Genomic DNA, 21,556 nt, shown 5'->3' with positions numbered 1-21,556 from the left:
GATGTAAGCTGGTACTGCACCAAGTCCTTGCGACTAAAAGGATCCAACTGAGGTATACATGGAGAAAACAACGACGTTTCCGGTACGTTACACCGTATACGCGCTAAGCATCGCAGGCTTTACTGTGTCTCTGGCGCTGGCCCTATTGATTGACGCCAGCTATCTCTTCCCGATCGTATTCGGCGCCTTAACCGTGCTTGGCACCTACGATCTCGTGCAGAAGAAACACACGGTCAGCCGCAACTACCCTATTCTCGCCAATATCCGCTATCTGCTGGAATCCATCGGTCCCGAGATTAGGCAGTACTTTATCCAATCCGATACCGAAGAACGGCCGTTTTCCAGAGAGCAGCGCACCATTGTCTACCAGCGTGCCAAGAACGTCCTGGACAAGCGCCCGTTCGGATCGCAGCTGAGTATGTACGAGGAAGGCTACGAATGGATGAACCATTCTCTCAACCCCTCAAAAATCAGTAACAGCGACTTCCGGATCCTGATTGGCAAAGACTGCGCAAAGCCCTACAGCGCGAGCGTATTCAACATCTCGGCCATGAGTTTCGGGTCACTCTCCGCGAATGCGATCTTGAGCCTGAACACCGGCGCCCAAATGGGTGGTTTCTACCACGATACGGGCGAGGGATCGATTTCCCGCTATCATCGCCAACCGGGCGGCGATCTGGTCTGGGAAATCGGATCAGGCTACTTCGGATGTCGTCACAAGGATGGTTCGTTCAACCCGGAGATGTTTCGGGAGAATGCAACGCTTGATCAGGTGAAAATGATAGAGATCAAACTATCTCAGGGCGCCAAACCCGGCCACGGCGGAATATTACCGGGTGCCAAGGTAACGCCAGAGATTGCCGAAGCCCGCGGTGTAGAGGAGGGTGAGGATTGTGTGTCACCAGCCAGCCATTCCGCCTTTTCCACTCCGGTGGAACTGCTCGAATTCGTGGATCAGCTGCGAGAGCTTTCGGGTGGGAAACCCGTGGGATTCAAACTGGCGATTGGTCATCCGTGGGAATGGTTTGCCATCGTCAAGGCGATGCTGGAAACCAACCGCAAACCCGACTTTATTGTGGTCGATGGTGGTGAAGGCGGTACCGGTGCTGCGCCTCTGGAGTTCATCAACCGGCTGGGCATGCCCATGACTGAGGCCCTGCTACTGGTCCACAACACGCTAGTAGGAACCAACCTGCGCGAGGACATTGCCATTGGCGCGGCCGGTAAAATCACCTCGGCCTTTAATATTGCCCGCACCCTGGCTCTGGGGGCGGACTGGTGTAACTCAGCCCGCGGCTACATGTTCTCGCTCGGGTGCATTCAGGCACTGAACTGCCACACCGGTCGCTGCCCCAGTGGCGTGGCCACCCAGGATCCCCGGCGCGGCAACAAGCTCGATGTTGAACTCAAGAGCAAGCGGGTCTTCAACTTCCACAAAACCACGCTCGATGCGCTTCAGAATCTGCTAGAAGCTTCAGGGCTGCGCCACCCGTCTGAGCTCGGCCCTGAGCATATCGTACGCCGGGTTTCCAAGACCGAAGTACACTCCTATCTGGACCTGTTCGAATTTCTGGAACCGGGTGCGCTGCTTGAGGCCGAAACGGGGCTCAAAGTGTTTGATAAGTACTGGCCAAAAGCCACCTCTGAGAGCTTTGATCCGCCAGAATTTATCCTGAAACTCAGAGAGACCAAACTCCGGTAAAAAACCGGGAGCGAAATGGCTCAAAGCCTGTTTATTTTTCCTGAAGGCTGGTGTAGACTTCGCTCCCGCTAAGCCACTGAGATAACTCTCAAGTTTCTCAAAGGCAATAGCAATTCGGGGCGTAGCGCAGCTTGGTAGCGCACCTGCATGGGGTGCAGGGGGTCGTAGGTTCAAATCCTACCGTCCCGACCAATTCAGTACATTGAAATCAGCCACTTTCGGGTCGCTGATTTTTTGTGTCTGAATTTTGCCTACCCCGATATACAGCCGCCGACTCCCAGAAACCAATAATTTGTCATAAAACCTTCATCGGACTACCTTAAGTTCACGTCCATACCGACATCCCGTCGGGATAAAAACAAAGGATAGTGACGATGAAGAAGTTTCTGACCCTGGCCTGCGCCACCCTTCTTACCCCCGCACTCGCCCAAGGAGCCTTTCAGCTCGACAGCCGTTACCAGGACAAGGACGGCGACCTGATTGCCGACATTCCCAGCGCCGAGTCGGAACTGATTGATCCCTCCACCCTGATCTTCGCTTACACACCGGTCGAAGATCCTGCGGTATACCGGGAGGTCTGGTCCGAATTCCTCGCTCACCTGTCCGACGTCACCGGCAAGCGGGTCCAGTTTTTCCCGGTACAATCCAACGCCGCCCAGATTGAAGCCATGCGTGCGGGCCGTCTGCACATTGCCGGCTTTAACACCGGTTCCAACCCGTTGGCTGTCGCCTGTGCCGGTTACCGCCCCTTCACCATGATGGCCGCGGCCGATGGCTCGTTTGGCTATGAAATGGAGATACTGACCTACCCTGGATCTGGCATCGATGCGGTGGAAGACATTCGCGGCAAGGAAATGGCGTTCACCTCCCAAACCTCGAACTCAGGCTTCAAGGCACCTTCTGCCATCCTGAAAGCCGACTACAACATGGTCGCAGGTGAAGACTTCGAACCGGTATTCTCAGGCAAGCATGACAACTCCATTCTCGGGGTCGCCAATCAGGACTACCAGGCGGCAGCGGTCGCAAACTCGGTACTGAACCGGATGCTTCGCCGTGATGTGGTCAATGAGGATCAGCTGGTCAGCCTCTACAAATCCCAGACCTTCCCGACCACCAGCTATGGTCTTGCCCACAACCTGAAGCCTGAGCTGCAGCAGAAGATTCAGGACGCCTTTTTCTCGTTCAAGTGGGAGGGTACCGCCCTGGAAGAGGAGTTCTCCAAGTCCGGCGAAGCCCAGTTTGTCCCGATCACCTTCAAGAACCACTGGGAAGTGATCCGGAAGATCGATTCGGCCAACGGCGTTGAATACAACTGCAAATAACCAACTCGGCGAACCTTGTGCTAAAACTCGAGAACGTATCCAAGACCTATAAGACCGGAGACAAGGCACTACAGGGGATCAGCTTCGAAGTCCCCGCTGGCCAGGTGGTGGGGCTGATCGGCCCCTCCGGTGCCGGCAAATCAAGCCTGATCCGCTGCATTAACCGCCTGGTGGAGCCCACAGCGGGCTCCATTCTTCTGGGCGATACTGACCTGACCCGCCTTAACGGCCGCAACTTGCGCCAGGCCCGACGGCGTATCGGCATGATCTTTCAGGAATACGCGCTGGTAGAACGGCTGACCGTGATGGAGAACGTGCTCTCCGGACGCCTCGGCTACGTGTCCACCTGGCGCTCCTTTCTGCGCCGCTATAGCCCGGAAGACGTAAGCCAGGCCTTCGCCCTTCTGGAGAAAGTGGGGCTCGCGGACCATTACAACAAGCGCGCTGACGCCCTCTCCGGCGGCCAGCGTCAACGGGTGGGCATTGCCCGGGCGCTGGAGCAAAATCCGGAACTGCTGCTGGTCGACGAACCCACCGCCTCACTCGACCCGAAAACCTCCCGCCAGATCATGCGGCTGATTCGCGGCGCCTGCCAGGAACGCAGTCTGCCGGCCATCATCAATATTCACGACGTGATGCTTGCTCAGCAGTTCTCTGACCGGATCATCGGCCTGCGAAACGGCGAGGTGGTGTTTGACGGCGCCCCCGACGAGCTGACCAACGACGTTCTGACCCGCATATACGGCGACGAGGACTGGACCCAGCTGCGCGGCGAAGAGAGTGATGGGGAGAGCACCGACGGTTCGAATGACGCACCCTCCGTCGACCTTGCCGAGGGGGTATGATGGACCGACAGCCCACTGTACGCTCCACCTGGAAGCGGCCTCCCCTGTTGTTAACCAATACCCTTTGGCGGCGACTGATCTATACCGGTGCCCTGGTCTATCTGGTCCTGGCGGTGCAAACTGTCGAGGTGGACTGGCAACGGGTTTACCTTGGCCTTGAGCGCGGCTGGCGTTTTATCGAGGGCTTTCTGGTACCTGATTTCACCACCCGTTGGCGGGACATCCACGAAGGCCTGATCGAAAGCCTGACGATCACCCTCACCTCCACCGTCGCCGGTATCCTGATCTCCGTGCCCATTGGCATCGGCGCGGCCCGAAATCTGGCGCCGGCACCGGTATATCTGGCCTGTCGCGGTATCATTACCCTGTCCCGTTCGTTCCAGGAAATCATCATCGCGATTTTGCTGGTAGCCATGTTCGGTTTCGGACCCTTTGCCGGGTTCCTGACTCTGGCATTTGCCACCATCGGCTTTCTGTCAAAGCTGCTGGCTGAGGAAATCGAAAGCTGCGATCGCAGCCAGATCGAAGCCATCCGCGCTACCGGGGCTTCCTGGTGGCAAGTGGTGAACTACTCGGTACAACCTCAGGTCATGCCACGGCTGGTTGGCCTGTCTCTGTATCGCCTGGACATCAACTTTCGGGAATCGGCGGTGATCGGCATTGTTGGGGCAGGCGGTATCGGTGCCACGCTGAATACCGCCATCGATCGTTACGAGTACGATTCGGCCGGCGCCATCCTGATTCTCATCATTGCCATCGTCCTGGTGGTGGAATATTCCTCTTCGTACATTCGCAGGTGGGTCCAGTGACAAGCTCTTCTTCTCCCGTCTGGCAGCACCGGACCCGAAAACAAACCCTGCTCCGCTGGCTCGGCTGGTTCTGGCTGGTTGCCCTGACCGTATTCTGCTGGCAGCTGATGAACGAGAACACCATCTGGGCCTTCGTCAGCGATGCGCCCGCCCAGGCAGCGGACATCGGCAGCCGCATGTTCCCGCCGGCCTGGAGCTATGTGGGTGAGCTCTGGCAGCCGCTCTGGGACACCATCAACATTGCCACCCTTGGCACCCTGCTGGGCATTATGATCGCGGTGCCGGTTGCCTTCCTGGCGGCCAGCAACACCACACCCAGCGTCCGCTTTGTGCGACCGCTGGCGTTGCTGATCATCGTGGCATCACGTTCAATCAACGCCCTGATCTGGGCGCTGTTACTGGTGGCCATCATTGGACCCGGCTTGCTGGCGGGTATCATCGCCATCGGACTTCGCTCCATCGGCTTTGTTGCCAAGCTGCTCTATGAAGCCATTGAAGAAATCGACGTTACCCAGGTGGAAGCAGTTCGGGCCACCGGCGCCAGCGGCGCGCAGGTCATCGACTACGCCATCGTGCCCCAGATTCTCCCCGCCTTCTGGGGCATCAGCGTGTTCCGGTGGGACATCAACATTCGGGAATCCACCATCCTCGGTCTGGTAGGCGCCGGAGGCCTGGGCATCCAGCTCAATGCCTCACTGGCCACTCTCGCCTGGAACCAGGTCGCCACCATCTTTTTACTGATCCTCGGTACCGTGGTGATCTCCGAGTGGGTATCTGCCGTGTCCGACAGGCGGTGCTGTAGGCCCATGATCGATCAGCACCCCACATCTTTCGCCGGCATCCAGCCCACACCCGCCTGGGCGTTCGAGCAGTACGAGAGCATCAGGGAGCGGCTGCCGAGCGCCTCGGCTCGACGAACCCAACCCCGCCTTGTGGATTCGTTGGCCCCACTGATGAACGAATTCGACGCCTTTGTCTTTGATGCCTTTGGTGTGCTCAATACCGGGCCCAGTGTCATACCCGGAGCCCTCGATCGGCTGGCGCGCCTGCAGGCTGACAACAAAACGGTTCTGGTGTTGTCGAACGCCGCCACAGCAAGCCACCCGGCACTGGCCGTAAAGTACCAGCGCATGGGCTTTAACCTGGATGAAGAAACAGTGATTTCCAGCCGCTGGTTGCTGGAACAACACTTGAGCAAACGCCAAACAGCGGCACTTGGGGCGTGATTGCCCCGGAGCAGTCAGAACCAGAGTCCTTGCCATTGCCGCGCCACTCACTGCGAGCCATCCGTGCCGACGTCGACGAGGCGACCCTGGATCAACTGGATGGCTTCATTTTTTTGAGCAGCGAAGGCTGGAATGAGACCCTGCAGCACCGGTTAACCAATAGCCTCACTCGTCGGCCCAGACCTGTAAAGGTTGCCAATCCGGACCTTGTCGCCCCCAGGGGCGACCTGCTGACACTGGAACCGGGGTATTTCTCCCATCTGGCGGCCACCGCAACCGGCGCCAGCCTTGAGTTCTTTGGCAAACCCTTCGCCACCGCCTTTGAGGCCGCGCTGGCCAGGCTCCCGGGCATTGCCCCGGCGCGGGTTCTGATGGTCGGAGATACCTTGCATACCGATATCCTGGGCGGTCAGGCAGCCGGAATGTCCACGCTGCTGGTGACCGGTCACGGCGCCTTAAAAGGCATGGACATTCAGGAATGTATCCGCCGTTCGGGCATCTACCCGGATTTCATGACAACCTCGATCTGACAGAACTCGACCTGCACCGAGCCCCAGAATGACCGTCAAGAATGCAACTTCGGCCGCACTGACCTGGAAATCCTGCGCTCTACTCTGACTGAATAGGTCGATGCTTGAGGTCGTCAAAACCCATACCAGCCGGACTTAATATGCTATCAAGATAATCGGAGCGTATTTGGTCTACTTCTCCACTCAAACGCATCTCACTTAATATCTTATCGAGTGGTTCGACGAGGCTGAGATTTTTTCATGCAGATAATGGTAAAGCGCTTCTGAATGGAGCACAGGGCTCACGATCTGAAGTTTCGAACTGGGGTGTGTGAAAGAGAGATTCTCGAATTGGTTTCAGGAAGGAGAGCGTATTTAGCTCTCCCCAGACGCACCATCGTTAGCGCCTGATTTACGTTGACAACAAAATGGCATTCAATGCGATTTGCACTGACTAACCTCTCTATTATTATAATCCCTCTTACACACAATGGATCGTCGCGAATATCTTCTATTCTGTGGATCTTGGCGCTATCCAGCTGTCCTAGTGCAACAATATTAATGACGTTTATTGCTGCTGGTACAGCGTGTAAATTAGGGTAGATTGAGCTGAGATTAGCAATACGTGAAACTTCACCATCGTATTGGCCATTGTTCACGGATATCAATGAGCGAAGATTTGGTAATTCATGGACGACAAGCTGATAACCCAATTTATCGTAAGCTTTTCGTAGTATTCTGACTGAAATATCTTGAACAAATCCATTTTCAGGCGCTGCCAAATTGATGGTTGGCCGCGCTGGAACGCTCGCTGATAATGGTCGACCAAATCGGTCGGCCGAGTCTTCAAGGGTATGCCCCTCCGTGAGCTCCTCGATGTCCTCAGTGAAGAGGTATTGAGTTGACGCAGAATAACCGCCCTGCCCTGATGTCTCGCTTCCTGGCTCAGCCAACGTTGCCGTCGTAGAAGAGGCGATGCCAGCGTACAGGCACACAATCAGCCAACCTGTATAGAAGCTTCGTGGATGAACGATCGCGGCTTTGAACCGGGCAAGAAACATCGTTTTCATTTTTCCATCGTTCGCAGACCTTCGCAGGACGCGTGTCACGACTATATTGATTACCTCGACCAAAATGCTGCGCTGATCAGCCGCCCTATTCTCACTGGGCCGGCCTCTCGTGGATCAATCGGGGTACGCCGTTTTTTGTCCGATGTTGCCTTGGTCAGACAAAGAAAGTTTGGCTCGGATTTTGGTTAAGCGCCAATACAAAGTCGAGATCGCAAAAAAGACACAAAAAAACCGAGGTGGCCTGCGCCAGCTCGGTTTTTCTTTCAGAACGCCCCTACTTTACCGGGGTATTCAGCACTTCCAGAACATCTTCCAGCTCGGTGATCATCTGCCGGATCAGCTGCTTGTACTGGGAGGTGTCGTCTTTGACTTCGTGGCTGCTCAGCTTCTGCTTGGCACCGCCAATAGTGTACCCCTGATCGTAGAGCAGGCTGCGGATCTGACGAATGGTGATAACGTCAGCCCGCTGGTAATACCGGCGATTGCCCCGGCGCTTAACCGGCGACAGCTGGGGAAATTCCTGCTCCCAATAACGCAAGACGTGCGCCTTTACGGCACACAGGTCAGCGACCTCTCCAATGGTGAAGTATCGCTTTCCCGGAATGGTCGGGAGTTCGTTGTTATGACTGGGTTCCAGCATACGCTTCTACTTTTTGCTTAAGTTTTTGCCCGGGGCGAAACGTAACGACCCGCCGTGCGCTGATGGGAATTTCTTCACCGGTTTTGGGGTTCCGGCCGGGACGCTGTTTCTTGTCCCGCAGATCAAAGTTCCCGAATCCTGACAGCTTTACCTGCTCGTTATGGCTGAGGGCGCCTCTGATCTCATCGAAAAAAGCTTCCACCATTTCCTTGGCTTCACGCTTGTTCAGGCCCAACTCCTCGTACAACCGCTCAGCCATTTCCGCTTTCGTCAAAGCCGCCATGTCTCTCAACTCCTCAGTGTTGCCCCCAGCTCTTCTTTCAAGGCGTCTATCACACCATTGAAGAGCGAGTGAACTTCATCTTCATTCAGCGTACGTTCCGGATGTTGCCAGAACAGACTCAGAGCCAGGCTACGGTTCCCTTCACCCAGACTCTCGCCCTCGTACACATCAAAGGCTCGTAACGCTGTCAGTTGCTCACCGGCATGTTTTTTGGCTACACGCTCGACATCGGCAAACGCGACGTCACTTCCGATAATCATAGCCAAATCCCGGCGAACTTCCGGGAATTTCGAAATTTCTTTGAAATTAGGCACATAACCGGTAACGATAGAATCCAAGAATAGCTCAAACACCAGGATCGTGCCATTAAGTTCAAGATTTTTCTGCACTTGCGGATGCAATGTGCCTAACCAGCCGACATGTTCGCCATCCCGGAGCAGCTCCGCGGTCTGACCCGGGTGCAAGGCCGGATGCTGGCTGCCAACGAACTGAATCTCGATGCCAAGCAAACGGAACAGGCTTTCCAGATCTCCTTTTACATCAAAGAAATCCGCGTTTCTGCGACCGTTTGCCCAGTTTTCAGGGTATTGCGAACCCACGACGACACCGGCCAGCATCTGCTGCTGATCAATCCGCTCTCCCACCTGCTCGAATCGCAGGCCAGTTTCAAACAGACGAATGCGGGGCTGCTGACGGTTCTGGTTGTAGGCAGCGGTCTTGAGAAGGCCACTCCAGAGACTGGTGCGCATCACCGAGAGGTCTGCAGAGATGGGGTTGGCCAGGGCAATTCCTTCCCGCTCCGGATCGATCAGTTGCTGAACCTTGGGATCCACAAAGCTGTAAGTGATTGCCTCCTGGTAGCCATTATCGACAAAGAAGCTCTGAATCGCCGAGATCGGTCGGGTGGCTTCGTCTTCCTGGCGCAAACCCAGAGAACCTGTGGGCTCAGTGACTGGTAGGTTGTTGTAGCCGAAGATCCGACCAACTTCCTCGATCAGGTCTTCCTCGATGGCAACGTCCGGCCGGAAACTGGGCACACTCACGCGCCAACCGTCTTTCAGCAGTTTGTCGATGTGAAAACCAAGACGGGTCAGGATTTCCTCGACCGTGGTGCGATCGATGTTCAGCCCAGTACGTCGTAGAGACGGGTAGCACGCAGATCCACGGAGTGATCTTTCGGAAGATCATCCTTGCTGACCACTTCAATGATCTCGCCAGGTTCACCACCAACGATTTCCAGCAGCAGTTGCGTGGCACGCTCCATGGCCTCACGCGCCAGTTTATAATCCACACCGCGCTCGAACCGATGCGACGCGTCGGTATGCAGGCCATAACCCCGAGCCTTGCCGGCCAGGGTAATGGGGTCGAAATAAGCCGACTCGAGAATCAGGTCGCCAGTCTGGGCACTGACACCGCTGTGCTCACCACCCATAACGCCAGCGATAGCCACCGGCTTTTCGTGGTCGGCAATGATCAGGGTCTGCTCGGTTAACTCGACTTCCTGGCCATCCAGCAGCACCAGCTTCTCACCGGGCTTGGCCATCCGCACAACGATACCACCCTGGATTTCGGTGCGGTCAAAGGCGTGCATCGGCTGACCCAGCTCGAGCATGACGTAGTTGGTTACGTCCACGGCGGCGTCAATGGAACGGATGCCGGAGCGGCGCAGCTTTTCCTGCATCCACAACGGCGACTGCGCGCGCAGATTCACATTGCGCAGGATCCGACCCAGGTAACGCGGGCAACCGGCAGTCGCCTCGATACGAATATCCGGCACGTCCGAATGCACCGCTTCAACCGGGCCCACCTCCGGACCTTCAACCACCAGGCTATTGAGCACGCCCACTTCCCGGGCAATACCCTTGATGGAAAGGCAGTCGCTGCGATTGGGTGTCAGATCAACGTCGATAGTGACGTCATTGAGCTTCAGGTAGTCGGCAACATCCTGACCTACCGGGGCGTCCGCAGGCAGCTCCATCAGGCCGTCGTGGCTTTCGGAAAGCCCTAGCTCTGATTCCGAACACAGCATGCCCTCGGACGGCTGGCCACGAAGCTTCGCCTTCTTGATCTTGAAGTCGCCGGGCAGGACCGCGCCAACAACCGCAAAAGGCACCTTCAACCCATCGCGAACATTGGGTGCGCCACACACTACCTGAACCGTCTGGGTGCCATCGCTTACCTGACAAACCCGAAGCTTGTCGGCGTCCGGATGCGGGGTCACTGATTGCACCTCACCGACCACGACACCACTGAACTGACCGGCAACCGGTTCAAAGCCGTCCACTTCCAGACCGGCCATGGTGATCTGATCCATCAATTCCTGGGTTCCGATTGCCGGATTTACCCACTCGCGCAGCCACTGTTCACTGAATTTCATGGTTAATGCCTTGTCCTGATGCGGTTTCGCCTGTTGATTTGAATGCCGTAATCGCCGTATTAACGGAACTGGCGCAGGAAGCGCAAATCGTTCTCGAAGAACATGCGCAGGTCATTCACGCCGTAGCGCAGCATGGCCAGGCGCTCAACGCCAAGACCAAACGCAAAGCCACGGTACTCCTCGGCGTCGATACCGCAGTGTTCAAATACTTTCGGGTGCACCATGCCGCAACCCATGACTTCCAGCCACTTGATGCTGCCGTCAGCTTCCCTGCCCCACTCGATATCCACCTCGGCGGAGGGCTCGGTAAACGGGAAATAGGAAGGACGAAAACGCACTTCAAGATCGCGCTCGAAGAATACCCGCAGGAATTCCTCCACGGTGCTCTTCAGATCCGCAAAGCTGACATCCTTCTCAACCAGCAACCCCTCCACCTGGTGAAACATCGGGGTGTGGGTCATATCGGAATCACAACGATAGACGCGCCCCGGGCAGATCATCCGGAAGGGCGGCTTGCCCGCTTCCATGGTGCGAATCTGAACCGGTGAGGTGTGGGTGCGTAGCAGAGTGCCAGGATTGAAATAGAAAGTGTCGTGCATAGCACGGGCCGGGTGGTGGCCGGGAATATTGAGAGCCTCGAAGTTGTGGTAGTCGTCTTCGATCTCAGGGCCTGCTCAACGGTGTAGCCCGCCCTCGAAAAAAACTGCTCGATGCGCTGCAGGGTGCGGGTTACCGGGTGCAGCCCACCCAGATCTTGACCTCGGCCTGGCAGGGTAACGTCAATGGATTCGCTGGCCAGCTTGGCTCGATAGCCGCGCGCTCCAGGTCGGTGCGACGGGCATTGATCGCCTGCTCTACCTGACCCTTGGCTTCGTTGATCTTCTGGCCTGCAGCGGGACGCTCTTCGGCGGAAAGCTTGCCCAGTGTCTTTGCCTGCTGGGTAATCACGCCTTTCTTACCAAGGTACTCAACGCGAATTTGATCAAGCGCTTGCAAGCTGTCGGCTTTGTCTACCGCAGCCAATCCGTCCTGAACCAATTGCTCCAGGTTTTCCATTGACCCTGCTCCAAACCAGAAATGGGAGTACAAAATACGAATTCTACAAACAAAAATAGGGGAAGAGCGTGCCCTTCCCCTATCAGAAGGCGTCTCCATGATGACATGAGACGCCCGGATCGATCATCAATCGATGAAGAGCTTAAGCGATCACAGAGATGCTTTGGCTTTCTCGACAACAGCGGCAAACGCCTGCTGCTCGTTCATGGCCAGATCGGCCAGAACCTTACGATCGATTTCGACGTTAGCCTTTTTCAGACCAGCGATCAGACGGCTGTATGACAGACCGTTAGCGCGGGCGCCAGCGTTGATACGAGCGATCCACAGAGCGCGGAAGGCACGCTTACGGTTACGACGGTCACGGTATGCGTACTGACCGGCTTTGATAACCGCTTGCTTGGCTACACGGAATACACGGCTACGAGCACCGTAGTAACCTTTGGCCTGATTGAGAATCTTTTTGTGACGACGGCGTGCTACCACACCACGTTTAACACGAGCCATACTTTAATCCTTCTACCTTAATAAACCTTGTCAGGAATGATTAGCGAGCTATTAGCACGCGGTCATACGCTTGATGGAAGCCACATCGGATTTAGCGATCAGCTTGGTACCGCGGAGCTGACGCTTACGCTTGGGGCTCTTCTTGGTCAAGATATGACTGGTGAAGGACTGCTTGTGCTTGAAGCCAGTGGCGGTTTTCTTGAACCGTTTCGTGGCTCCGCTTTTGGTTTTCATCTTAGGCATTTTTAAAACTCCGCATTCTATTTTTTAAGAACATCAAATGTGGCCCTGAACGACAAATCCCCCGCAAGCGCGGGGGATTATCACCCGAACAGGATCACTTCTTTTTTCGGGGCGCCACAATCATGGTCATCTGCCGGCCTTCCATTTTCGGCCGCATCTCAACCGTTGCCAGCTCCTCAATATCCGTTTCAATGCGGCCCATGAGTTTCATACCAATCTCTTGGTGTGCCATCTCACGTCCACGGAAGCGAATAGTGATTTTGCCGCGGTCCCCGTTTTCAAGGAAACGTACCAGGTTGCGTAGTTTGACCTGATAATCCCCTTCTTCAGTTCCTGGTCGGAACTTAAGCTCTTTGACCTGCGTCTGCTTCTGCTTTTTCTTGGCAGCCGCCTTGGCCTTCTTCTCGTCGAAGATTTTCTTGCCGTAGTCCATTATCTTACAGACGATCGGATCGGAATCCGTAACCTGGACCAGGTCAAGAGACGCCTCTTCAGCTTGCTTGATGGCGTCCTCAATTGGTACTACACCGACCTGATTGCCTTCGGCATCGATGAGTCGGACTTCGGTTGCGTCAATATTCTCATTGATCGGCGCCTTTGGTGTACGCCCACCCCGATTCGCTCGCTGTTTAATAATTAGATCTCCGTCTTTGTGTTGCCCTTGCGCTCAACTTCTTTCTGTAAAAGCTGTTCGAACGCTTCGAGCGATAGTGTTCCCAAATCTTCACCTTTGCGGGTTCTCACCGCAACGGCGTTGTTCTCGACTTCTTTATCGCCGACAACGACAAGGTAGGGAACCTTGTTAAGAGTATGCTCGCGGATTTTAAAGCCGATCTTCTCGTTTCTCAAGTCAGCATTAACCCTATAACCCAAAGAATCCCACTTTTTCGCCAGATTCTCGCAATAATCACGCTGATTATCGGTAATATTCAGTACCGCCACCTGGGTTGGTGCCAGCCAGGTCGGAAACGCGCCTTCGTATTCTTCGATCAGAATGCCGATGAAACGCTCGAACGATCCCAGCACGGCCCGGTGCAGCATGACCGGTGTTTTCCGCTCTGAATTATCCGCGACAAACTGGGCACCCAATCGGCCCGGCATCGAGAAGTCGACCTGAATGGTGCCACACTGCCACACCCGTCCGATACAGTCCTTAAGGGAAAATTCGATCTTCGGACCATAAAAAGCACCCTCGCCCGGCAGCAGTTCCCAGTCAACGCCCTCACGGTTCAGCGCCTCTTCCAGCGCGGCCTCTGACTTGTCCCAGACCTCGTCCGACCCTACCCGCTTCTCGGGACGAGTGGAAAGCTTGTAGAGGATCTGGTCAAAACCGAAGTCTTGATAGACCTCGTGCAGAAGATCAATGAAGCGGGAGACTTCTTCCTGAATCGCATCTTCTTCGCAGAAGATATGCGCATCATCCTGGGTAAAGCCACGCACCCGCATCAGACCATGCAGCGCACCAGACGCCTCATTACGGTGACATGAACCAAACTCGGCCAGCCGCAGCGGCAGGTCCTTGTAGCTCTTCAGGCCCTGGTTGAACACCTGAATGTGGCACGGGCAGTTCATCGGCTTGATGGCGTAATCGTGCTTTTCTGACTCGGTGGTGAACATGTCATCGTGGAACTTGTCCCAGTGACCCGACTTTTCCCACAACGCACGGGAGACCACCTGCGGTGTCTTGATCTCTTTGTAACCGTGAAAATGCAGCTTGTCGCGCATGTACTGCTCGATTTCCTGGTACAGCGACCAGCCGTCCGGGTGCCAGAACACCATACCTGGCGCTTCTTCCTGCATATGAAACAGGTTCAGTTTTTTGCCGATCTTACGGTGATCCCGCTTTTCCGCCTCTTCCAGGCGGTGCAGATAGGCCTTCAGATCCTTCTTGTTGCCCCACGCGGTGCCATAGACCCGCTGCAGCTGCTCGTTGTTGGTATCACCACGCCAGTAGCACCGGCCACCTTGGTGAGCTTGAACGCCTTCAGCTTGCCAGTACTGGGCACGTGCGGGCCACGACACAGATCGATGAAATCGCCCTGGCGGTAGAACGACAGATCCTCGTTACCCGGAATGTCCTCAATAATACGGACCTTGTACTCTTCGCCCATATCATCAAACAGCTTCACCGCCTCGTCACGGGACAGCACGGACCGGGACACCGGAATATCCTGTTTGGACAACTCTTCCATGCGCTTTTCGATGCGCGACAGATCTTCATTGGTGAACGGGCGATCGAATTTGAAATCGTAGTAGAAGCCGTTGTCGACCACAGGGCCAATAGTTACCTGGGCCTCGGGGAACAGCTCTTTAACCGCCATAGCCAGAAGGTGGGCGGTGGAATGACGAATAATATCGACGCCGTCTTCGTCGCGATCGGTAACAATCGCCAGCTCGGTATCGTCTTCAATGCGGTAACTGGTATCCACCAGCTGGCCATTCACGCGGCCAGCCAATGCGGCCTTGGCGAGACCTGCGCCAATGTCGGCGGCAACGTCATGAACGGTTACGGGTTCTGCAAAACTGCGATGGCTGCCATCCGGCAAAGTTACGACGGGCATGAAAAGCTCCAATTGGTTACTCAGCGGTGATCTATACCAGAGATCACATGATGACGGCGTTCCGCGATACAAACCGCGGGCCGATTCGATCCGGAGTCTACCAGAAAAAAACCCGGCAGGTTAATGCCGGGTTTTTACGGACCAGGTTAGCGTCAGGTGCCCTGGGCACCTTCAGCGCCCTGAGGCTCAGCGCGCTCCCGGGCCCGTCGTCGCAACTGCCCGAAGGCAAGCACAGCCAGCAGGATCAGAGCCGGAATGAACATCAGCTCTTTCGGCGGCCGCTCCTTCTGGATCTGGACCGCGTCAATGCTCCAGCCATAGCTGATACCAGCCTTCTCGGCGATGCTTCCGAAGTTAACGAAATCAACCACCATCTCCTCACCCTGGGGTGACACCTCCAGACCAGCTGCGGCCAGCCGCTCAGACGGGGTTTCCGCTTCTGGCAATGGCAACCTCAGGTACTTGGACACTTCCTCACCGTCAATGGACATACCAGAGGCCTGAAGGATGATGGCCTCATCGGCCGGTACATCGTCCACATGCTGAAGCACTTCTGCGCCTGGACGGTCCTCGGTGGGCGGATAGACCCTATCCCACCAGAAGCCCGGCCGGAACAGCGTGAACGTGATCAGCAGCAACAGCACGGTTTCCCACCAGCGGGTCTTGGTAAACCAGTAGCCCTGGGTGGCAGCCGAGAACACCAGCATCGCCGTGACCGCACTGAAGATGGTAATCAACAGGTCAATCCAGCCGGTCAGTCCAATCAGCAATAGCTGAGTGTTGAAGATGAACATGAACGGCAATATCGCGGTTCGGATATCGTAGGTAAAGCCCTGCACACCCGTTCGTATTGGATCAGCCCCGGATATTGCCGCGGCCGCGTAGGCCGCCAACCCCACCGGCGGCGTATCGTCCGCCAGGATGCCGAAGTAGAACACGAACAGATGCACCGCAATCAGCGGCACCAACAGGCCATTGGCCGCACCAAGAGTCACGATCACCGGCGCATCAGAGTCGACACCACGATGTAGTTGGCCGTGGTCGGCAACCCCATACCGAGGATCAGGCTGATGATGGCGGTGAAGATCAGCATCAGCAGCAGATTACCGCCGGAGATGAACTCCACGAACTGGGTCATTACCAACCCGATGCCAGTCAACGTAACTGTACCGACAACGATACCCGCGGTCGCAGTGGCAACACCGATGCCCACCATGTTTCGGGCGCCAGTCACCAGCGAATGGGCCAGATCGACCACACCCTGCTTCAACTGGTTGCCATACTCGCCTTGCTTGTGGAAGAACGCCTTGAGCGGGCCCTGAGTAACCACGATGAAGATCATGAACACCGTCGCCCAGAATGCGGACAACTGCGGCGAGAAGCGCTCAACAGTCAGGCACCAGACCAGGACCACTACCGGAAGCAAGAAGTAAAGCCCGGTCTTGACCGTTGGGCCCACCGGTGGCAGTTCACCCATTGCCTGCTCGGGGTCATCTTCCTCCAGAGCCGGGAAACGGGTCGCGTACCAGACCAGTCCAATGTAAGCCGCAAGTAGCATGGGCGTGAGCACCCACATGGCCGCCGCGCCCAGCCAGTCTTTCATCCAGCCGATGCCGTAATAGACCACCAGAGTCAAAACACTCAGCCCTAGCAGGATCACTACCCAGTTCAGCATGCGCTGGGCCAAGGTTGGCCGGTCCAGACGCTCGATGCCCTTCATATTGAGCTTGCAGGCCTCAAGATGAACGATGTAGATCAGAGCGACATACGAAATCATTGCCGGCAGGATCGCGTGCTTGATGACCTCGAGGTAGGAAATACCCACGTACTCCACCATCAGGAAGGCCGCGGCCCCCATAATCGGCGGTGTCAGCTGACCATTAGTAGAAGCAGCGACTTCAACCGCACCCGCCTTGGTGGCAGGGAAGCCCACCCGCTTCATCAGCGGAATGGTAAAGGTACCAGTGTCACCACGTTGGCAATGGAGGAACCGGAAATCACGCCACTGAGGCCACTGGATACCACGGCTGCCTTGGCGGGTCCGCCACGCATGTGGCCCAGCAGCGCATAGGCCACCTTGATGAAGTAGTTACCGGCGCCTGCACGTTCAAGCAGAGCACCAAACAACACAAACAGAAAGACGAAACTGGTCGAGACGCCAAGCGCCACGCCAAACACGCCTTCGGTGCCAAGCCACTGGTGCGATGCCAGCTTGCTCAGACTCGCCCCTTTGTGCGAGATAACGTCCGGCATGTAGGGGCCAGCCAGAGAATAAACGATGAATACACCAGCCACGATGGTCAGTGGTAAACCCAACGAACGACGGGTGGCTTCCAGAAGCAATACCAGACCACCCAGCGCAATCACCATATCCTGGGTGTTCGGGGCACCAGGACGAGTCGCTAGCTGGTCGTAAAAGATGTACAGGTACGATGCGGCGAATGCTGCCGTCAGCGCAAGAATCCAGTCATACACGGGCACATGGTTGGAATGCTTTCCGCGAATCATCGGGAAGCTGCAAACGCCAGAAACGCCGCAAAGGCAAGGTGTATGGATCTCGATTCCGTGGAATTGAAGACGCCCATCTCGAAGATGTAAGGAAGCGGTGACGCTATCCAAAGCTGAAAAAGGGACCAGAGCAGTGGAACAACAAACAGAATAACGGCAGCAGGGCCTGTCGTCGCTCTTCCACCGGATTCGGTTTGTAGGAACTCTTCGACTTTCTGTTTGTCGATGTCGTTCCCAGCTCTCGGGTCGCTATTGGTCATAGCTGAATCCTGTCAGAGGAAAACGGAGGGTCATTAGTAGCCGCGGGCACACTGTGCCCGCGGCCGGGCAAGGTTTCGGTCAGATCAGTCGATCAGGCCCGCTTCCTTGTAATACTTCGCCGCGCCTGGGTGCAGAGGTGCACTCAGCGCGTCAGATACCATTTCTTCCTTCTTCAGGTTAGCGAACGCCGGGTGCAGACGTTTGAAGCTGTCGAAGTTCTCAAATACGGCTTTTACGACTTCATAAACCACTTCGTCTGCAACGTCGGTTGAAGACACGAATGTTGCTGCCACACCGAAGGTAGTGACGTCTTCATCACTGCCACGGTACATACCCCCAGGGATAACCGCTTCACGGTAGTACGGGTTGTCTGCAATCAGCTTCTGGCTAGACTCGTTGTCGACGTTAACCAGCACGCTGTCGCAGGACGTGGTTGCTTCTTTGATGGAACCAGAGGGGTGGCCTACGGTGTAGAAGAAGGCGTCGATGTTGCCATCGCACAGGGCCTGGGACTGCTCTGCCGCTTTCAGCTCAGCGGCCAGGGAGAACTTGTCCATGGTCCAGCCCATTTCGTCCATCAGCACCTCGGCTGTGGCACGCTGGCCTGAGCCCGGGTTACCTACGGATACACGCTTACCCTCGAGATCCTCAAAGTTCTCGATGCCAGAGCCCTTGCTGGCAACGACAGTGAACGGCTCAGGGTGCAGGGAGAAGACCGCACGCAGGTCTTTGTTGGCGCCATCGTCTTTGAACTGGCTGGTGCCGTTGTAAGCATGGTACTGCCAGTCAGACTGGGCTACAGCGAGATCCAGCTCACCCTGGCGAATCGCGTTCAGGTTGTAGACGGAACCGCCAGTGCTCTCAACAGAGCAGCGAATACCGTGTTCTTTACGATCCATATTGACCAAACGACAGATCGCGCCACCGGCAGGATAATAAACACCGGTCACACCGCCAGTGCCAATCGTTACAAAGCGCTGCTCTTGGGCAGAAACGGACGTTGAGGCAAAACCAGCACTAACCGCAGCAGCGACAGCGAGCGCGGATACCTTTAGTTTCAATGTCATGGGAGTTCTTCCTTTTTCTGATTAGTTGTATTCAAAGCCCAACGATGCGCTCGAAGGAGCTTATGGTTCGTTTTAGAACATAGACCAGATCACATTATAAATAAAGTAGGACCCTCACCGCTAACCGTTTGACCATTAAACAAAAAAGCCCGCAGAGCGGGCTTTTTTGCAAATCAGAAAAGCGATTATTTCTTGGCTTGAGCCTTGGCCAACATGCGATCCGGGCGCAGCAGGAAGCGCGCCAGGGCCGGCAGCAGCCAGATTGCGCCCACCATGTTCCACAGGAACATGAAGAACAGCAGAAAGCCCATGTCTGCCTGGAACTTGATCGGAGAGAAGATCCAGGTCACTACGCCAAGACCCAGGGTCACGCCGGTGAACATAACCGCTTTACCTGTGGACTTCAACGTCTCGAAGTAAGCTTCCTGAAGCGGCTTGCCCTCCAACAGGAACTTCTCGAGCTTACTGTATATGTAGATACCGTAGTCGACACCGATACCAACACCAAGCGCGATAACCGGCAGCGTGGCAACTTTGATACCGATACCAGAGACCGCCATGATCGCTTCACAGAGGATGGAAGTCAGCCCCAGCGGCACCACGATACACAGTACGGCCCGGATCGAGCGGAAGGTCAGCAGACACAGCAGACTCACCACGCCATAAACCATGATCAGCATCTTGTCCTTGGCGTTGGAAATGACCTCGTTGGTGGCCGCTTCCACGCCGGCGTTACCGGCTGCCAGCAGGAACGTGTGCTGCTCGTTGCTGGCGCTTGAGGCAAATTCCTCAACCCGCTCAACCACGGTTTGCAGGGTCTCTGCTTTGTGATCCTCCAGGAACACCAGCACCGGAGTCAGGCTACAGTCCGTGTTGATGAGGCCTGACGGAGCGTTACGGATAGACGCGTTGATGATGGTCTGGTTACGGGAGATCTCGTACCAGTTCCAGTTACCCTCGTTCAGCGCCTTGGTTACGATCTTGGAGACGTCTGCCAGAGAGGCCGACGACTGGACGCCCGGGGTGTTCTGCAACTCCCACTGCAGGCTGTCCATGGCACGCAGAACGTCGTGCTGGGTACATTGCTCAACCGGTGTCTTCACCATCACTACAAGCACGTCGGCACTGGTGGAGTAGTTGTCGATGATAAAGGCATTGTCCTTGTTGTAACGGGAATCTGCACGCAGCTCAGGAGCACCGCGATCCAGATCGCCCACTTTCAGGTCCTGCTTATAGTACAGGCCTAGCCCAAGTCCAATTACTGCGATCAGCAGGGAAATCGGTGCAACACCGGGATGGGAGAAGTACGACAGCGCATGCCATTTGCGGTCCTGTTTTTCTCCATGGTTCTGGACATGCTTCACGCCGCCTTTAGAAATGCCGATATAAGACATGATCAGGACGTGCAGCACCAGGTTGGTGATAATTACAAAGGCAACACCAATACCGGCCGCAACCGCCAGATCCCGGATTACGTCGATCTCGATAAAGAACAGCGTCAGGAAGCCAAAAGCATCTGAAATCAGGGCCAGCATGCCCGGAATATAGAGCGCACGAAACGCCAAACGTGCCGCCGTTATCGCATCAAAACCCTTGGCCGCTTCAACCGCCATGGCGTTGACGATCTGAACCCCGTGACTGATACCGATCGCAAACACCAGGAATGGAACCAGAACGGAGTACGGATCGAGACCGTAACCCAGCAGGCGCAGGGCGCCTAACTGCAGGAACACGGCAACGATGGAGGTAAATACCGGAACCAGGGTGCCGGCAATGCAGCGGGAGTACCAGAACAGTAGCAGCGTAGTCAGTACGATGGTGATACCGGCAAACCAGGCGATTGAACCGATACCTTCAATCAGGTCACCGACTTTCTTGGCAAAACCAACAATGTGGATTTCAACGTTGGGGTTCTGCTCTTCGTACTTCGAGCGGATTTTCTCCTCGAGCTGACGAGAGAACTCGCCGTAGTCCAGCGGCTGGCCAGTTTCAGGATTGGTTTCATACAGTGGCGCGTAAACAATCGTCGACTTGAAATTGTCGGCGATCAGGCGCCCTACTTCATTGGAGCGCAGCGCGTTCTGACGCAGAGTTTCCAGGCTGGTGTCGGATCCGTCGTAGTCATCCGGGATGACCGTGCCGCCCTGGAAGCCCTGCTCTGTCACCTCAACCCAGCGGACGTTCGAGGTCCACATGGATTTCAGACCGGAACGGTCAACACCGTCCAGATAGAACACCTCGTCGGTGATCTGCTTAAGGGTTTCCATGTACTCGGCGGTGAAAATATCGCCTTCTTCCACTTCCACCGCAATACGGACGAAGTTACCGAGATTCTGGAGATCGTCCCGGTGATCGAGCATGTTGATGATGTACGGATGCTCAAGCGGAATCATCCGCTCGAAACTGGCGTCCGGCTGGATCTTCGCAGCGTTGTAGCCCAGGAAGAGCGTTAGCAGCACGAAGCCAAAAAGGATAACGGCGCGATTATTAAAGATCAGGCGTTCCAGGAACGGCTCCGCTTTTGGCGTCGTCAGGTAATGCTCGTCCTTGCCATGCTTAAGGTTAGACATTCA

14 protein-coding genes, 1 tRNA gene and 4 pseudogenes are annotated in these 21,556 nt (G+C 55.8%); 7 read left to right on the top strand and 12 right to left on the bottom strand.

The features are described 5' to 3' along the window. Window positions 1–58: 58 nt before the first annotated feature. The 7 genes from AU14_RS16010 to AU14_RS22165 all read left to right on the top strand — a co-directional run bounded on the left by AU14_RS16010 (window position 59) and on the right by AU14_RS22165 (window position 6,434). Complete coding sequence (locus AU14_RS16010; RefSeq protein WP_041342448.1) at window positions 59–1,702, top strand: FMN-binding glutamate synthase family protein; 1,644 nt, start codon at window positions 59–61, stop codon at window positions 1,700–1,702. 115 nt (window positions 1,703–1,817) lie between these two features. Next, window positions 1,818–1,894 (top strand) — tRNA-Pro (locus AU14_RS16005). A gap of 182 nt (window positions 1,895–2,076) precedes the next feature. Further along, window positions 2,077–3,024 carry a phosphate/phosphite/phosphonate ABC transporter substrate-binding protein gene (gene phnD / locus AU14_RS16000; RefSeq protein WP_041342445.1) on the top strand — a complete coding sequence of 316 codons (948 nt, stop codon included), beginning with the start codon at window positions 2,077–2,079 and terminating at the stop codon, window positions 3,022–3,024. A gap of 17 nt (window positions 3,025–3,041) precedes the next feature. After that, window positions 3,042–3,869 carry a phosphonate ABC transporter ATP-binding protein gene (gene phnC, locus AU14_RS15995; protein ID WP_041342442.1) on the top strand — a complete coding sequence of 276 codons (828 nt, stop codon included), beginning with the start codon at window positions 3,042–3,044 and terminating at the stop codon, window positions 3,867–3,869. 47 nt (window positions 3,870–3,916) lie between these two features. Continuing rightward, the gene (gene phnE, locus AU14_RS15990) at window positions 3,917–4,678 is read left to right on the top strand and encodes a phosphonate ABC transporter, permease protein PhnE (protein ID WP_236744149.1); all 762 of its coding nucleotides are present in this window, start codon (window positions 3,917–3,919) and stop codon (window positions 4,676–4,678) included. Then, the gene (gene phnE, locus AU14_RS22170) at window positions 4,675–5,904 is read left to right on the top strand and encodes a phosphonate ABC transporter, permease protein PhnE (RefSeq protein WP_236744148.1); all 1,230 of its coding nucleotides are present in this window, start codon (window positions 4,675–4,677) and stop codon (window positions 5,902–5,904) included. The genes phnE (AU14_RS15990) and phnE (AU14_RS22170) overlap by 4 nt, the downstream gene beginning before the upstream one ends. Beyond that, on the top strand, window positions 5,901–6,434 hold the full coding sequence (locus AU14_RS22165; RefSeq protein ID WP_052472090.1) for an HAD hydrolase-like protein: 534 nt from the start codon (window positions 5,901–5,903) through the stop codon (window positions 6,432–6,434). Before phnE (AU14_RS22170) ends, AU14_RS22165 begins: the two co-directional genes overlap by 4 nt. A gap of 281 nt (window positions 6,435–6,715) precedes the next feature. Here AU14_RS22165 and AU14_RS19420 read toward each other — a convergent pair whose 3' ends face one another. From AU14_RS19420 to AU14_RS15915, 12 genes and pseudogenes are all read right to left on the bottom strand, one after another. Beyond that, complete coding sequence (locus tag AU14_RS19420; protein WP_148312768.1) at window positions 6,716–7,483, bottom strand: hypothetical protein; 768 nt, start codon at window positions 7,481–7,483, stop codon at window positions 6,716–6,718. Between the two features lie 274 nt (window positions 7,484–7,757). Beyond that, window positions 7,758–8,123, bottom strand: coding sequence for a MerR family transcriptional regulator (locus tag AU14_RS15965; protein WP_041342430.1), 366 nt, complete (start codon window positions 8,121–8,123; stop codon window positions 7,758–7,760). Continuing rightward, on the bottom strand, window positions 8,104–8,406 hold the full coding sequence (ihfA, locus tag AU14_RS15960; protein ID WP_007151838.1) for an integration host factor subunit alpha: 303 nt from the start codon (window positions 8,404–8,406) through the stop codon (window positions 8,104–8,106). Before ihfA ends, AU14_RS15965 begins: the two co-directional genes overlap by 20 nt. Before the next feature lie 5 nt (window positions 8,407–8,411). Continuing rightward, a pseudogene (pheT, locus tag AU14_RS15955) lies at window positions 8,412–10,783 on the bottom strand (phenylalanine--tRNA ligase subunit beta). A gap of 59 nt (window positions 10,784–10,842) precedes the next feature. Beyond that, window positions 10,843–11,839: pseudogene (pheS, locus tag AU14_RS15950) on the bottom strand (phenylalanine--tRNA ligase subunit alpha). Window positions 11,840–11,989: 150 nt separating this feature from the next. Continuing rightward, on the bottom strand, window positions 11,990–12,343 hold the full coding sequence (rplT, locus tag AU14_RS15945; protein WP_008170485.1) for a 50S ribosomal protein L20: 354 nt from the start codon (window positions 12,341–12,343) through the stop codon (window positions 11,990–11,992). A 51-nt stretch (window positions 12,344–12,394) separates the two neighbouring features. Next, on the bottom strand, window positions 12,395–12,586 hold the full coding sequence (rpmI, locus tag AU14_RS15940) for a 50S ribosomal protein L35 (RefSeq protein ID WP_007151842.1): 192 nt from the start codon (window positions 12,584–12,586) through the stop codon (window positions 12,395–12,397). A gap of 94 nt (window positions 12,587–12,680) precedes the next feature. After that, window positions 12,681–13,220 (bottom strand): translation initiation factor IF-3, encoded by a 540-nt coding sequence (gene infC, locus AU14_RS19200; protein WP_094191242.1) that lies wholly within the window; start codon window positions 13,218–13,220, stop codon window positions 12,681–12,683. A 2-nt stretch (window positions 13,221–13,222) separates the two neighbouring features. Next, window positions 13,223–15,147 (bottom strand): annotated as a pseudogene (gene thrS / locus AU14_RS15930) (threonine--tRNA ligase). A 152-nt stretch (window positions 15,148–15,299) separates the two neighbouring features. Continuing rightward, window positions 15,300–17,915, bottom strand: a pseudogene (locus tag AU14_RS23500) (TRAP transporter permease). Window positions 17,916–17,999: 84 nt separating this feature from the next. Then, window positions 18,000–18,983, bottom strand: coding sequence for a TAXI family TRAP transporter solute-binding subunit (locus tag AU14_RS15920; protein WP_041342423.1), 984 nt, complete (start codon window positions 18,981–18,983; stop codon window positions 18,000–18,002). A 185-nt stretch (window positions 18,984–19,168) separates the two neighbouring features. Next, window positions 19,169–21,553: an efflux RND transporter permease subunit gene (locus AU14_RS15915; RefSeq protein ID WP_041342420.1), complete on the bottom strand. Its 2,385-nt coding sequence runs from the start codon at window positions 21,551–21,553 to the stop codon at window positions 19,169–19,171. Window positions 21,554–21,556: the final 3 nt, after the last annotated feature.

The organism is Marinobacter similis (assembly GCF_000830985.1).
In the GTDB taxonomy this organism is placed as follows: Bacteria; Pseudomonadota; Gammaproteobacteria; order Pseudomonadales; family Oleiphilaceae; genus Marinobacter; species Marinobacter similis.
This window is presented reverse-complemented; position numbering and strand designations above follow the sequence as displayed.